Here is an 11,791-nt window from a genome sequence, read left to right on the forward strand (position 1 = left end):
AAAAATAGATGAAATCATTGATTGTTTATTCAAGTCAGACAGATAATACCAAGAAACTTGCAGATACTATTTATGAAAATCTGGAGGGTGAAAAAGATATTTTTTCTGTTGAGGAAGCACCTTCATCCAGCGGCTATGACTTAATTGCAGTCGGGTTCTGGCTGATGGGGGGAAAACCGGATCCAAAGGCCTGTGAGTACCTGGCAAAACTGGGAAAAGAGGACCGCCTGTTTCTATTTGCGACACACGGCGCAGCAGCTAAATCAGGTCATGTTAAAAATGCAATTGAACATGCCATCGGTCTTACAAACGAATCAGATCTCGCAGGTGTTTATACCTGCCAGGGAGAAGTAAATCCAAAGGTATTGGAAAAGGTGAAACAAAAACCTGTACCCCCTGTTTGGATTGGGGATGCAGCGCATGCGGTAGGACACCCCGATGAAGATGATTTAGCTGCCTTAAAACAAATAATTATTAAACTATAATAACAGCAAAGGTGCTGGATAATCGGGGGGATTATCCAGCACCTATTGTTTTTATTCAGATCGAGTTCTTAACTGATCTTTAATGGCGGACAACTCAGCTTCAAGCATATTTATCTTGTTTTGCATGTCCTGATTCACAGAAGTGTCCTGATTCCCAGAACCCGGCATCGGAGCAGGGGCGTTCCATCGGCCTCCCATTCCCCGGCCAGGTGCCTGGCCTCCTCTCCTGCCCATTCCTCTGCCCATTCCACCACCATATCCACCACCATATCCTCCAACGCCCTGGCCGGTATCAACAGCACCGCCTGTGCAGGTGCCTCTTTGTCTGCCTGTCATGGGGCCTTCATTCATGGGGCCTCTTTGATTAAATCCTGGCATAATAGTGCCTCCTTTTTATTTGTTCTGTGATTATTCGATGGTTGGGTCTTCAGCTGCTTTTCTGCCGTGGCCCATGCCACCATGTCTTCCATGCCCTTTTCCATGGCGATGACGCCCATGTCCCTGTTGCGCGTCGTGCATTGTATAGCAACCGCCTTCTATCTTGAGGTAATATGCGTTTACAATGGCGTTTGACAGGTTAAACCGACCACTCTTCAGAATTCTTCCGAAGGTTTGTCGGGATACGTTCATAATCTCTGCTGCCTGGGTCTGATCCAGTCCTTCAAAATCAATGTGTCGGATCGCCTCAAACTCTTCGAGGGAAAGGGTTACCTCTCCTTTTTTCTCAACACCCTCAGGCCTGAATTCTTTGATGATCGGACGTGACATGATACATCTTGGTCTTTTGGGACGTGGCATGGAATCTCCTTTGTTATGATCATTTGACTATAATATAAGAGGGCCATGGATGGTTGTCAAGGAGAAATATGGTCAAATGACCAAAATAATCGGGGAATGGCAGAGTAGAGGATCTTGAAAAGAAATCCCTCCACTCCTGCTGTTTTTAAAGTGTTTTAAAACCGCAGGGTGGGGGGATTTGGGGAATCGTATGTTTTTTTAAGAAGGCCGGGCCACAAGTACGGGCACTTTGGACTTGAGCATCACGCCAGTGGCAGTGCTGCCCAGCATCATTTCTTCAAATTCTCCATGCCCATGGGTTCCCATGATGATCAGATCAAAATGACCTTCATGGGCAGTCCTGACGATTTCATCCACCGGGTTACCTGCCTTGACAATGCTTCGTTCTTCTGAAAGGGGGCAATGGGGTATTTCTTCAAGAACCCGTTGAGAGGTTGCCCGCATCCTTTCATGAATCGTTTTCTTTGCCGCTTCAATATTTTTCTCATTAAATTGATCCCGGTTTTTTGGATCAACTGAATTTGAAAGATCAATCCCTGCGCCTTTTGAATATTCATCCACCATGTCTGGAACAACATGGATGGCGTGCACTTCGGCATTGTATTTGTTTCCGATACTGCAGGCATATTTTACAGCATGCCGGGCAGTGTCTGATAAATCAGTTGCAAATAGAATTTTTTTAACATCAATGATCATGGAACCGCTGGTTTCGATTTTTGGGATGAGGTTGTCTTGGGTTAATCCCTGTTCCAAAACAGGTTCCGCTGTCTTGGGCAAGGGCCGGCCATAAATGAAATCAATAAATTTGACATACCATGCAGCCGATTGAATCTGGACGATATAGGCAAGTGCAATCAAGAGGGCAATGGTCATTCCCTCCTTGCCAAATGCCGTCATGGCAATGGCAAGCGCAATGGACAGATCCCGCATGACAACACCGAAAACCATGGCAATTGCATCTTCTCTTGAAAAGAAAATCTTGCCGATAATTGTTAACATTAGATAGGAGATCAGATAAAAAACAACCAATGGAATCAAAATAATGACAATGTCTCCGGGGTTGGCAATAATATTCTTAGCCTTAAGCGACATGGCTAAAAATGCAATCAAAATAACACCAAGGGCTGAAAAAGGAGGGAATTTGGGTTTGATTCGTTCATTCCATACTTTTTTCCCGTATTTTTTCATGCCCACGGCCTGGGTAAAAAGCCCTGCAAACAAGGGAAGGAAAACAAAAATCGCGATTTGTTTGAACATATGAAGCATATTGACTTCTATGGTTGTGCCCATGAATACTTTTGTATAGATAGGGGCTGCAAGAGACCCGATGACAAGCCCGAATACCACCATTTTAATGGCAGCCTCTTTATTGCCTTTGGCAAACCCGGTCCAGGAAATGGTCATGCCGGATGTGGGCAGAACACCAATCAGAAACAGGCCGACAGCCCAGAGTCCAAACTTGGAAGCCTCTCCGCTTAAAAACAGTTTTCCGATGAAAAATACAATCAAGGGGATAATAATAAAATTGATAATCTGGGTGGTCAGTTGAAGTTTATAATCTTGACCCTTTAAAACCGTTTTTACATTCAAGGTCACCATCATGGGATATACCATGATAAAGGTTACCGGAATAATAAATTGTTTTAAAGGCGCAGCATTAAACAAATATCCATAAATCAACCCGACTAGCATTGAAACCGGGATGGTCCATACCAGGTTTTTTTGTATAAATGACAATAATTTTAACATAATATAGATTCCTTAGTTTCATTCATATGAACGCTGGGAAACAGTTTTTCATCTGTGTGCGGTAGAAACTGAGCCCGTGTAAACGCATCCATAAATGCATTGTTGCTTGAAAAATCAAGATAGGTCATGGCATTGGAAATCTCAATGGCCTGATATCGATAGGTATTGGAACAAAGCGCCATATAGGCACCGGCAATGGAGCTGTTTCCCATATATTTGAATTTTGTTCGTTCAATATCGGGTAAAAGACCAATGGTGATGGCCTTTTCAATATCCAGATACTGACCGAACCCCCCTGTGATAATCATTTGCTCAACACCCGAAAAATCCATGCCCACCTGTTCTAAAAGAATAAAAAATCCGGCATATACGGCAGCCTTACTTAAAATTAGGCTCCTAATATCAGACTGGGTAAAGATGATATCTTCTTGGGTGCCGATGGTTTTTCCAAATTCAAGAATAAAGGCAGGTTCTTCATTAAACAGGGTGAATCTTGGATGGTCGGTTCCAATCATGAATTTACCATCCTGTCCAATAACCTGTTTTGTGAGCATTTCCGACAGCAGGTCGATCATACCTGATCCGCAGATGCCTCTTGCCGTCTTGTTTTCAACTGTTGAATAGGAAGGTTCAAAGGTATCCGGGTCAAGGGTTATTTTTTCAATCGCGCCTTCTTCCGCACGCATTCCCCAGCGGATGCCCCCGCCTTCAAAGGCAGGTCCGGCAGAACAGGCCGCGGTCATCATAAATTCATGATTGCCAAGAACAATTTCTCCATTGGTACCAATATCAATAAACAGGGTTAAGGGTTCAAACCGGTTAAATCCGGTATAAAGGACCCCGGCCACAATATCTCCACCCACATAGGCAGCAGGCCCCGGCATGATAAATACGCCTGCATAGGATGCCGCTTTGAGGCCGATTCCTCCCGCCTTCATGATGGGAAACTCAGAAACCGTTGGGACATAAGGCTCTCTTCTAATATATGAGGCTTCAATACCCAGCATCAGATGAACCATGGTCGTATTACCGGAAACGACAATGTTTTGTATTTGTTTATGATCGGCATGGATGGCGGTCATGGCCCTTGTGGAAAGGTTGTTAATGGTGGAAATGGCCATTTTCTGAAGCTTTTTGATACCGTCCTTTTCCGAGCAGACAATACGGTTAATCACATCATCCCCGCAGGCTGCCTGACTGTTGTGGCCGGACGCGGCACTTAAAATTTTGCCATCCTTCATATCCACAATATAAACCACAATAGAGGTTGTTCCCAGGTCAACTGCCATGCCCATTGATATCTTTGAATCTTTGGCAGGGACCACATTCACGATTTCAGACGAACACTTCTTAAACAGAACAGAGGCCGTCACTTTAAAGTTCTCATCGCGAATCGCTTTTGATAGTTGCCGCATCACTTTAATATTGGTGCTCATCCTTGATATATCATAGCCACTTTTTTTAAGCGCTCTTCGCAGTCTGTCCAGGTCGCTCACAGAATCCTCAAGCGTTGGAAGTTTAAGTTGCAGGGTGACATTTTCCACGATGGGTTCTATTTTTTCCACAAGGCCTGCCATTTTTTGAGTGGCTTCTTCTCCCATGCCTGCGGCTTTCAGTCTTTTTTCAATGGTTTCTTCAGGTATTCTGACCGCTATATCTCCATGAATTTTTGATTGACAGGCCAGAACATAGCCCTTTTCTTTTTCTTTGTCTGTCAGCAGGGTGGTTTTTTTTGAATCCAACTTGCCCGATTGAAGTATCAACCTGCATTTGCCGCAGGACCCCTTGCCATTGCAGGAGGCATTAATATATACCTTGGCTTTTTGTGCAGCCTCCAGCAGGGTTGTCCCTGCTGGAACAACCACTTTTTCTCCTCCGGGTTCAAAAATAACCGTGTGTTCGCCGTTTTTTGCGGGGGGTTCATCTGAAGCGGCAAACCCTTTTTTGGTAATAAAATAAATCGGGCAGGATGGTCTGAATTTACAATATATATCTGGATCGCGGCATTCCATGCATTCCTCGCAAAGATAAATATTGTGTTTCATGCAAATATAACCGGTTTCTCTGTCAGGATGATTGATGCACTTGCCCATATTAAATCTCCGTTTTTACCATGAATATTGTTTAAATAGCCTCATCTAGGCTTTTTGCAATTATAGTTTCTGATTGAAGGCCGATAAATCTTTTAATCTCTTTTCCCTCCTTAAAAATAATTAAGGTCGGGATGCTTTGAACCATATATTGTGTTGCCAGTGTTCGGTTTTCATCAATATTGATTTCAATAATTGAAGCACGGTTTTCATATTGTTTTATTAAGTTTTTAATGATTGGCTCCTGGGCCTTGCACGGTGCACACCAGTCCGCGTTAAAATCGACAAGTGTAACCCCGTTTAACAGGTTTTCCTTGAATTGGTCGATATGCATTTTAATTGTCCTCCCTGAATGGAATGGTTAAATATACGCTTTACCAGGGAATGTATTCAAAAACTATGCCATTCGTGGAAATCAAATTTTATACGCTTATAACATCTTGAAAACAAATAGTATTCAATTTAATCTGGCTCTGAATGAATTTATGTTTTAAAATTTGCAGGATGTGTCGTAACGTTACTATAATACAATAGTTTCGATAAGTAACGTTTTGAGAAGAGGACAAACGCTGGTAACGTTACTTGCTTATGAGAGGGGGCATATGTAACGGATACCTCCTTTGTTAAAGGCGGTATTTTTTTAAGGAGCCAAGGACTAAAGTTTTATTTTTACTGTAATTACAAATAGTTCTAAAAAAGAAACCCTGTGGCACAAGGGATGGCATACTTGTTGAATTCCTAATATTCAAAGCGGTTGAAAATGCGCATTGACCGGGAAACCAAAAGAAATCAAAAATTTAAAAAACAAAGGAGAATGACAATGTCTAAATTAAATAAGTACATGATGGTTCATAACAACCCTGGCACCAATTGTGACGAAATTCAGGCCAATTGGAGGAAATTAGCAGCAGTTGAAGCCGGCACATGGATACGAACCTATTTTAATGAAGAAAAAGGCGTTCGATATTGCATCTGGATGGCTCCCAGTGAAGATGTGCTTAAAAATATTTTTACGGAAATCGGTATCAGCTGGGATACCATTATTGAGATTGAAGAGACCATTCCCGATCTTTGGGGTGAAAAATGGGATGAGCACCTTGTGCAGGATGCATCCGCGGATACCCTTGGTAGTTAATGGTTGATACCAGGGATTGCAAGGGGTTGATAACCATAAAATATGTGTCACTTTGATCCATCAGATCAAAGTGACACATATTCACCATTTTTGCCACTGCAATGGGAGTCACCGGCATGGCCGGAGCAAGGTATGTGCTCTTGGCCACAACGAAAAATGAAACTCTCATGATTACAATATGTTGATGAGTGTTTCATATAAAAAATTTGATAAATGACCCTAACTACTGAAATATCAAACAGGAATTTTATTTCCTTTTTATGGCATGCCGGTTTTTTAGCATTTGCCCAGGTGTTTATGGATGTGGACACCATAATCCCTGCAATGCTTATCGAATCCGGAGGCGGGGCCATTCATATCGGTATTATGACGGCAATTTTACTTGGGGGATCCAGTGTTACCCAATTGTTTTTTGCCCCCTATATCAGCAACCAATCTTACAAAAAAAAATATCTTTTACTGGGAATTAATTCAAGAATTTTTTCTTTGCTGGGGCTGGGCTTATTGTTGTTTTATTTACAAGCCCGGCAACCTGTTTATATTATTGGGGTCATATTTGTTCTTATTACTATTTTTGCACTTGGCGGTGCCTTTGCCAACATTGGCTATACCGATATTCTGGGCAAATCCATTGTAGAAGAAAAACGTAAGAGTTTTCTATCTTTTAAACAAGTCATAGCCGGCATTGTTGTGTTGCTCTCAGCCTTTCTGGCCAGAAAGGTTTTAAGCAGTTCCAGCTTTCCTTTAAATTATGCCTATACATTTATCATTGGATCAGCGGCTCTCTTAATTGCCTCCCTGGGATTCTGGAATCTCAAAGAAACAGAACCCTCTGTATTAAAAATAAGTGGGTTTAAAAAATTTATCCAGATATTGAAATCTGAACTCAAAACCAATCCGAAACTTTCCTATTTTCTCGGCTTTGTCAATACACAGGGCATTGCCATTTCTTTTCTTCCTTTTTTAACTCTGTACGCTAAAAAAACATTTCAAACACAAAGCAATGATATTGCGATGTTCCTTGTGTTTAAAGTATTGGGCATTGTGCTGGTGAGTTTTTTAATTTTATTGTGGTCAAAAAAGATAAAATATAAATGGCTGCTTTATGGTAATGTGTTCTTATCATTGACCATGGTCCTAGGTACATTTTTCATTAGTGAAGCAGGTCATATAAAATATATTTTTATTTCAGGCGGGATTGTTTATTCAATTTTTTCCATAACCATGAACGGTGTTTTGTTGGAAGTATCAGGAAAAGAAAACAGGGCTATTTATACGGGATTTGCAGGGGCAGGTAGTGTTATTCCCGCTATATTTCCTCTTACCGCTGGATATTTGATTAAAACTTTCGGGTTTCACAATTTTTTTTGGCTTTATATTGTCATTATTTCATTTTCTGTCTTTTTCATATACAAATTAGATTGTAAGAAATAAATATATAAAATATCCTCAGGAGGAAATGACCATGTCACTCATCGTGGCCAAAGAACTTGAAAAGACCTATATTGCGGGAGATATTAAAGTGCATGCCATCCGAGGGGTTGATTTCACCATTGCCCCGGCATCCTTTGTCTCTTTTATAGGTCCTTCCGGTAGCGGCAAGTCTACACTGCTTAATATGATAGGCAGCCTTGATCCACCGACCAAAGGGACCCTTGTGGTTGCAGGGGAGGAAATTACCAGCATCAGCCGCAAAGAGGCTGCCCGTTTCCGGGGAGAGCATATTGGTTTTGTATTTCAGGATTTTAACCTCATTCCTGTTCTAACCGTAGCTGAAAACGTTGAATATCCCCTTCAGATGGTTCAGAACTGGCCCAAGGCCAAGCGCAGGGCCAGGGTTAAAGAGGTGCTTGAAGCCGTAGGTATGTCTGATCAGGGTCCTAAATTCCCAAGCCAGATTTCCGGTGGTCAAAAACAGCGGGTTGCCGTGGCAAGGGCATTGGTCACCAATCCAAAGCTTGTGCTGGCTGATGAGCCCACCGCCAACCTGGACCGGGAAACAGCCGGCCGCATTATTGACCTCATGAAAAAGATGCGCGATGAGTTCTCCACCACCTTTGTATTTTCCACCCATGATCCCCGCATTGTTGAAAATGTGGAGATAACCTTTACCCTGGAAGACGGTAAACTTCTGAGAGATGAGAAACCAATGGGAGGTGGTCATGTTTAATATATTCAAACTTGCCGGTCGTAACCTCCTGCGCTATAAACGCAGGACCCTGCTTACCTCAACCCTTATTACCCTAGGCGTTGTAGCCGTGCTTCTTTTTGTCTCGGTGTCAGGGTCTTTTAAGGCCATGATGGTGGGCCAGATAACCGATTCCATGTTAGGTCATCTTCAGGTTCACAAAAAAGGTTATCTGGCATCGGTGGACAGCCTGCCCCTTAACCGTAATCTTACGGATAAACAGATCACAAAGGTTAAACAGCTGCTTGATGGTAATAAAGCTGTGGCGTCATATTCCATGCGTATCAAACTGGGGGCTATGTTCAGCAATTTTAACGAGACCACCAATATCCGCCTGAACGCTGTAAATCCTGAACAAGAGATGGCCACGGCTCCCTTGCTGACCAAACGTATCCTGGAAGGGGAAAAGGAAGGCCTCATAAAAGAGGGCGAGATTTTAATTCCCGAACTCATTGCCAGGGGCATGAAGGTCAAGACCGGGGATTCCATAGTTTTAGTGGCAAACAACAAGGACGGTTCTGTAAACGGTCAAACCTTTTTGGTCCGGGGTATTCTTGAAGGTATCTCAGGGCCCGGCGGCCGGGACGGGGTAATCCACATCAAAGATGCCAGGTCCCTTTTGCGTATTCAGGGGGCAGAAGTAAGCGAAATTGCCATCCGCCTCAAGGACATGGAAGCCTTGCCAAAAGTTTTTGCCAGTCTCAAGCAGGAACTGGAATCGATCCTGAACAAGATGGACAAGCCGGTATTTGAGGTCCACACCTGGGAGAAGATATCTCCTTTTTTCAATATTGCCAAGATGATTGATCTCATGACCCTTTTTATCAAGATCATGCTGGTGGCCATTGTCCTGGTCAGTATCATGAATGTGATGGTCATGGCTGTTTTTGAGCGTATTAATGAAATCGGTACCATTGCAGCCATTGGCACCTCGCCGTCAAAAATTATGGGTTTGTTTGTGGCAGAGGGTTTTTTCATGGGGATCTTGGGCACTGCCATTGGCACGGTGATCAGCCTGGTCGCCATCTATGTCATGAACGCCACCCAGATCAGCTTTGATTTCGGACGTCAAAAAGGGCTGCTCCTCTCCCCCACCATTGGCAGCAATGATGTGATCAGTATAGTTCTCATTGTAATTGCCATCGCTGTTCTTGCCAGTCTTCAGCCTGCCTGGAAAGCTGCCAGGATGGACCCCATAACCGCCCTCAGGCATGTATAGGAGAAATGATGATGAAAAAAACACTTATTTTTTTACTCGCTCTTTTGGTCAGCGGCTTTTCTGGTATTATTGGTGCAAAGGCAGCTGATCTGGATGGTACGGCAATTTTACATCAGGTGGATGAAAATCTGCAACCCCAGTCCTATGAGATGTACCGTAAGCTGATAAATATTGAGCCGGACGGAACCAAAAAAGAGTTTGTCCTTTACTCAGTGAAAAAAGGTCAGGATAAAATGGTGGCCCTGTTTTTGTCCCCGGCCAGTGAAAAGGGGCGTTCAACCCTTCGCCTGGGCGAGAATATGTGGCTATATATACCCAATGTGGGCAGGCCCATCCGTATCACCAGTCTTCAGTCTGTGGTGGGTGGTGTTTTTAACAATTCTGATATCCTGCGCCTTGACTATAGCTCAGAGTATGATGCCGTCAGCATCGTCCAGGAGGGTGACGCCTATCTTCTTGATCTTAAGGCCAAGACCAATGCCATTGCCTATGACAGCTTGAAGATGCGGGTGGATGTAAAGGCTTTGGTACCAACCACCATAGAGTGCTACGCTGCCAGCGGCATGCTGATCAAAACGCTGTATTATAAGAATACCAAGGATTTTGGGGACGGCGTGGTCCGTCCCTCGGTGCTGGAGACGGACAGCCCTTTGTATAAGGGCTATAAATCGATGATGATCTATGCCAAGGTTCAGAAAAGAGAGCTGGCGGATGAAGTGTTTTCATTGAATTACCTGGCCAGGATTGATGAGTTGCGATAGATTTTTTTTTCATATCCTTTCAGCAGTTTCTCAAGGCAAAGAGAGGCTGCTGTTTTGGCAAATGGTTTTGAGTGTTCTGGTCAGTTTTATGCTTTTTTTAGGGACGGCTGCGGCCCAGGAAGAGTTCAGCTTTGATCTTGAGGAGTTTGAAAAGAAAAGCCTCGCCTGGGGTGGGTATGCAGAGATGAAATTTGAGCATTCCGAGGTGAATCAAAAAAGTGCCTTTGCCCTTTTGGGGTCCTCTGGTGATCCCCGTTCCAGTCTGGACCGTTTTACAACCACTCTCCAAGTGGACGGCAGCTACAGCAAGGGGATAGCTTCCTTTAACTGGGTTGTCCAGGGCTACCACAGATGGGACCAGGAGCAATGGGCTGATGAGGTAAGTATATTTGAGGCCTACGCCAGTATCAAACCAACTCCCCTGGCAAGTATCGATCTTGGCAAAAAATTATTTAAATGGGGCAAGGGGTATGCCTGGAACCCGGTGGGTTTCATAAACAGGCCCAAGGATCCCAATAACCCGGAGGAATCCATGGAAGGATATATCGGTGCCGAACTTGATTTGATCAAGAGTTTTGAAGGCCCTTTGCAGACCGTGGCTCTGACCACGGTTGTCCTGCCGGTCCAAGACAATATTAATGAGGATTTTGGGAAAAATGACAACATAAATCTTGCTGCCAAGCTTTATCTGCTCTATCGAGATGTGGATATCGATTTTCTTTTATACACGGGCAACAGCCGGACAACCCGGTATGGTGTTGATTTTTCCACCAACCTGGCCACCAATTTCGAGATCCATGGTGAGCTGGCCCACATTCCCAACCAGTCCCAAAAGATCCTGAATGCAGATGGCAGTGTGGAGACCCGGGAAATTGCCGATACCAGTTATCTGCTTGGGCTGCGGTATCTTACGGAAAATGATATTACAACAATTATTGAATATTACCATAACGATGACGGGTATACCGAGCAGGAGCTGAACCGTTTTTTTGAACTGGTGGACGATGCGGATGACCTTTTTACCCAAACAAGTGATGATTCCCTTTACCGCAAGGCTGCTTCAATCAGCGAGGGGGCCTATGGCAGTTCCCAGATCGGCCGCAATTATCTCTACGCCAAAGTTACCCAGAAAGAACCCTTTGACTTGCTTTATTTCACCCCGGGCGTTACCGCCATTCTTAACCTGGATGACAACAGTTTTACCCTGAGCCCTGAGACGGTGTATACTGGTTTTACAAACTGGGAGCTGCGCCTGCGTTACTCTTTGCTTGTTGGCAGCCGCTTTACCGAATACGGTGAGAAGCTAAATGAAAATAAGCTGGAGCTGAGGGTTCGTTATTTTTTTTAGACCCCAGGGATAATGAAA

At 43.8% G+C, this 11,791-nt stretch carries 12 protein-coding genes; 7 read left to right on the forward strand and 5 right to left on the reverse strand.

The genetic code is table 11. The features are described 5' to 3' along the window. Positions 1-8: 8 nt before the first annotated feature. Positions 9-485 carry a flavodoxin family protein gene (locus ACZ45G_RS05715; RefSeq protein ID WP_464175875.1) on the forward strand — a complete coding sequence of 159 codons (477 nt, stop codon included), beginning with the start codon at positions 9-11 and terminating at the stop codon, positions 483-485. Positions 486-536: 51 nt separating this feature from the next. Here the strand turns inward: ACZ45G_RS05715 and ACZ45G_RS05720 are convergent, their stop codons facing one another. From ACZ45G_RS05720 to trxA, 5 genes are all read right to left on the reverse strand, one after another. Beyond that, positions 537-863, reverse strand: coding sequence for a DUF5320 domain-containing protein (locus ACZ45G_RS05720; protein ID WP_464175879.1), 327 nt, complete (start codon positions 861-863; stop codon positions 537-539). Between the two features lie 30 nt (positions 864-893). Further along, positions 894-1,283, reverse strand: coding sequence for a DUF134 domain-containing protein (locus ACZ45G_RS05725; protein WP_464175881.1), 390 nt, complete (start codon positions 1,281-1,283; stop codon positions 894-896). A gap of 198 nt (positions 1,284-1,481) precedes the next feature. Continuing rightward, the gene (locus tag ACZ45G_RS05730; protein WP_464175886.1) at positions 1,482-3,032 is read right to left on the reverse strand and encodes a universal stress protein; all 1,551 of its coding nucleotides are present in this window, start codon (positions 3,030-3,032) and stop codon (positions 1,482-1,484) included. Further along, positions 3,026-5,125, reverse strand: a complete 2,100-nt coding sequence (locus ACZ45G_RS05735; protein WP_464175888.1) for an ASKHA domain-containing protein — start codon at positions 5,123-5,125, stop codon at positions 3,026-3,028. The genes ACZ45G_RS05730 and ACZ45G_RS05735 overlap by 7 nt, the downstream gene beginning before the upstream one ends. Positions 5,126-5,156: 31 nt before the next feature. After that, the gene (gene trxA, locus ACZ45G_RS05740; protein ID WP_464175890.1) at positions 5,157-5,456 is read right to left on the reverse strand and encodes a thioredoxin; all 300 of its coding nucleotides are present in this window, start codon (positions 5,454-5,456) and stop codon (positions 5,157-5,159) included. A gap of 486 nt (positions 5,457-5,942) precedes the next feature. Here trxA and ACZ45G_RS05745 point away from each other — a divergent pair, with 486 nt between their 5' ends. The 6 genes from ACZ45G_RS05745 (at position 5,943) to ACZ45G_RS05770 (ending at position 11,773) form a co-directional block, all read left to right on the forward strand. Then, positions 5,943-6,257, forward strand: a complete 315-nt coding sequence (locus tag ACZ45G_RS05745; RefSeq protein WP_464175892.1) for a DUF4242 domain-containing protein — start codon at positions 5,943-5,945, stop codon at positions 6,255-6,257. A 213-nt stretch (positions 6,258-6,470) separates the two neighbouring features. Then, positions 6,471-7,691, forward strand: coding sequence for an MFS transporter (locus ACZ45G_RS05750; protein ID WP_464175894.1), 1,221 nt, complete (start codon positions 6,471-6,473; stop codon positions 7,689-7,691). A 31-nt stretch (positions 7,692-7,722) separates the two neighbouring features. Continuing rightward, entirely contained in the window at positions 7,723-8,427 is a 705-nt protein-coding gene (locus ACZ45G_RS05755; protein ID WP_464175896.1) for an ABC transporter ATP-binding protein, read from the forward strand. Continuing rightward, complete coding sequence (locus ACZ45G_RS05760) at positions 8,420-9,664, forward strand: ABC transporter permease (RefSeq protein WP_464175898.1); 1,245 nt, start codon at positions 8,420-8,422, stop codon at positions 9,662-9,664. Before ACZ45G_RS05755 ends, ACZ45G_RS05760 begins: the two co-directional genes overlap by 8 nt. Positions 9,665-9,669: 5 nt before the next feature. Further along, the gene (locus ACZ45G_RS05765; RefSeq protein WP_464175900.1) at positions 9,670-10,425 is read left to right on the forward strand and encodes an outer membrane lipoprotein-sorting protein; all 756 of its coding nucleotides are present in this window, start codon (positions 9,670-9,672) and stop codon (positions 10,423-10,425) included. Continuing rightward, positions 10,412-11,773: a hypothetical protein gene (locus ACZ45G_RS05770; RefSeq protein WP_464175902.1), complete on the forward strand. Its 1,362-nt coding sequence runs from the start codon at positions 10,412-10,414 to the stop codon at positions 11,771-11,773. Before ACZ45G_RS05765 ends, ACZ45G_RS05770 begins: the two co-directional genes overlap by 14 nt. Positions 11,774-11,791: the final 18 nt, after the last annotated feature.

It is taken from the genome of Desulfoconvexum algidum (assembly GCF_055382125.1).

What these genes read in the sequence shown, in the direction of transcription:
- ACZ45G_RS05735 (WP_464175888.1), bottom strand. Translation starts at nt 5,125, where the DNA reads ATGGGCAAGTGCATCAATCATCCTGACAGAGAAACCGGTTATATTTGC.
- ACZ45G_RS05745 (WP_464175892.1), top strand. Translation starts at nt 5,943, where the DNA reads ATGTCTAAATTAAATAAGTACATGATGGTTCATAACAACCCTGGCACC.
- ACZ45G_RS05725 (WP_464175881.1), bottom strand. Translation starts at nt 1,283, where the DNA reads ATGCCACGTCCCAAAAGACCAAGATGTATCATGTCACGTCCGATCATC.
- ACZ45G_RS05720 (WP_464175879.1), bottom strand. Translation starts at nt 863, where the DNA reads ATGCCAGGATTTAATCAAAGAGGCCCCATGAATGAAGGCCCCATGACA.
- ACZ45G_RS05715 (WP_464175875.1), top strand. Translation starts at nt 9, where the DNA reads ATGAAATCATTGATTGTTTATTCAAGTCAGACAGATAATACCAAGAAA.
- ACZ45G_RS05755 (WP_464175896.1), top strand. Translation starts at nt 7,723, where the DNA reads ATGTCACTCATCGTGGCCAAAGAACTTGAAAAGACCTATATTGCGGGA.
- ACZ45G_RS05770 (WP_464175902.1), top strand. Translation starts at nt 10,412, where the DNA reads ATGAGTTGCGATAGATTTTTTTTTCATATCCTTTCAGCAGTTTCTCAA.
- ACZ45G_RS05730 (WP_464175886.1), bottom strand. Translation starts at nt 3,032, where the DNA reads ATGTTAAAATTATTGTCATTTATACAAAAAAACCTGGTATGGACCATC.
- trxA (WP_464175890.1), bottom strand. Translation starts at nt 5,456, where the DNA reads ATGCATATCGACCAATTCAAGGAAAACCTGTTAAACGGGGTTACACTT.
- ACZ45G_RS05750 (WP_464175894.1), top strand. Translation starts at nt 6,471, where the DNA reads ATGACCCTAACTACTGAAATATCAAACAGGAATTTTATTTCCTTTTTA.
- ACZ45G_RS05760 (WP_464175898.1), top strand. Translation starts at nt 8,420, where the DNA reads ATGTTTAATATATTCAAACTTGCCGGTCGTAACCTCCTGCGCTATAAA.
- ACZ45G_RS05765 (WP_464175900.1), top strand. Translation starts at nt 9,670, where the DNA reads ATGATGATGAAAAAAACACTTATTTTTTTACTCGCTCTTTTGGTCAGC.